Source organism: Paenibacillus sp. 01T422 (assembly GCF_056398785.1).
The window spans coordinates 1-1,893 of record NZ_JBFTQB010001076.1 but is presented as its reverse complement, the minus strand read 5'-3'; the positions used below and the strand labels follow the sequence as shown (position 1 = coordinate 1,893).

The window sequence follows — 1,893 nt, the reverse complement described above, 5'->3', positions numbered from 1 at the left end:
TGTTGTTGGCGCCTTCACGGATACGAAATCTGCTGCCTTCTTTTTACAAGAGAATACAGATATCAGCCTCGCATTCGTTGATATCTCCATGAAAGGTGAGAATGGGCTGGAATTCGCCGCAAGGTTAGGAAACGTTGGCTCTCCGATTCAAATTGTGTTCGTCACCTCTCACAAGGATTTCGCCCTAGAAGCTTATGAACTTTCGGTGATCGACTATCTGGTCAAGCCGGTTTCCCAAGAGAGGCTGCAGCGAACCGTACATCGTGCGCTTCAGAATTGGCGGGCTTTCCATCCGCCAGCGACCCAGGTACCACCTGCTCAGTATAGAGGAGGGGTTGTTATTACAGCGCTCGGAGACGTTGTTGTAAGCAATGAAACTGGCCGAGTGAAGTGGATCTCGCGAAAATGTGCAGAGCTATTTGCCTATCTCCTGCTTTACCGAGGTAGACGTATTCCACGTTCCAAGTTGGTTACGGATATTTATGGCGGCATGGAGCAAGCAGGTGCGGAGAGCTATTTGAATACAACCGTGTACCAACTGCGCAAGTCACTGGAACCACTTGGTATGCGCGAGGTCATACGTTCAGAGAACGATGGCTATGCACTTGAGTTGAAGGACGCTAATATTGATTATGTAGAGTTCGAATTGCAAGCGAAAGAGCTGCAAACGATCGATATCAGCCAAGTGGAAAATGCCCTAAGCGTTGAACGGCTCTATACGGGTGATTTATTCGGCGATAAAGCGTATGTATGGGCTATTCACGAAACGGAACGGTATAGTCAAATGTACACTTCATTCGTCAAACGCCTTGTCGACGTACTTATTTCGTCGGGAGATACAGGCTCCGCCTCAAAGTTATTGCTTAAGCTTAATCAGCACAATCCGCTAGATGAGTGGGTTATTCATCATTTGATGATGATACGCGAAATCACTGGGGACAAAAAGGGATTGACCGTACTGTATACAGATTATGTTCGGCTGCTTCATCAGGAGCTAGGTATTCGCCCTTCTGAAGAGTTGACCATTCAATACAGTTCGTTAGTTCGTGCATTCACAGATAAAAAGACCAAAACCGCGAAGACTTGATGCAGCGCGGTTTTGGTCTTTTTATAGTTCCTAATGTCAGGTGACAAAAAAAATCTCATTCCCGACGGAGAGCAGCGAGAAGTTTTTTCCAACTGATTAACGGGCAGATTAGCTGAAAAAAGGAAGTCATTTACACTTTATCGAATATAATAAGACATTAAATTACATAAGGAGTATCAAGTCAGAAACAAAGATGACTGAGGTGAGGTATTGAAATCTAAATGGGGTGTATTCATATTTGCGGCGTTGTTGTTCCTTGTGACGGTAAAGGCATACCAGATATTTGAACTGGATGGTGCTCGTTTTTCGGCTATTCAAGCAGCACGGGCACACTTTGCGGTTAAAGATAAAAACCCGCAGCTCTTTGAGAAGGTGGATTTCCCTTGGGGCGGGGTATTCTTGTTTCATACCGATGAAGGAAATCGCACAGTAGTAGCCTATAAAGAGAAGCCTAGTAGTTGGTTTTATTACTCAAGATGGGCGACGACGTTTAACCAATTTCAGGATCAGGACAAGATTAGAACAGTAGGATGGATGAATGTAAATACAACTACGCCCGGAGTTCAAGCATGTGTCTTTGCAGTTGAGACGACTGATCCGAATATTGATTCTATTGAAATAGGAGTAGGTGCAGATCGAATCAACAAAAAAATAATAGCAGGCAAACCGCTTATCATCTCTTGGCCAAAAGCCTTTATTGGAGCTAATCTAAATCCTGTTGCTCTTTCCAGTGGAGGAAAAGTACTTTATGAATATCGTAATAAAGAAGCTAATGTAACAAACAGTGATGATTTGCGGTGGTATCC

Annotated in this window: 2 protein-coding genes; both read left to right on the top strand. The window is 44.1% G+C overall.

The genetic code is table 11. From position 1 onward, the window contains the following. Positions 1-1,087: response regulator (locus AC1DUA_RS35680; protein ID WP_477504244.1), on the top strand; the 1,087-nt coding region annotated here is incomplete at its 5' end. A 210-nt stretch (positions 1,088-1,297) separates the two neighbouring features. Continuing rightward, positions 1,298-1,893 (top strand): hypothetical protein (locus tag AC1DUA_RS35675; RefSeq protein ID WP_477504243.1); only part of this gene is annotated, 596 nt, incomplete at its 3' end.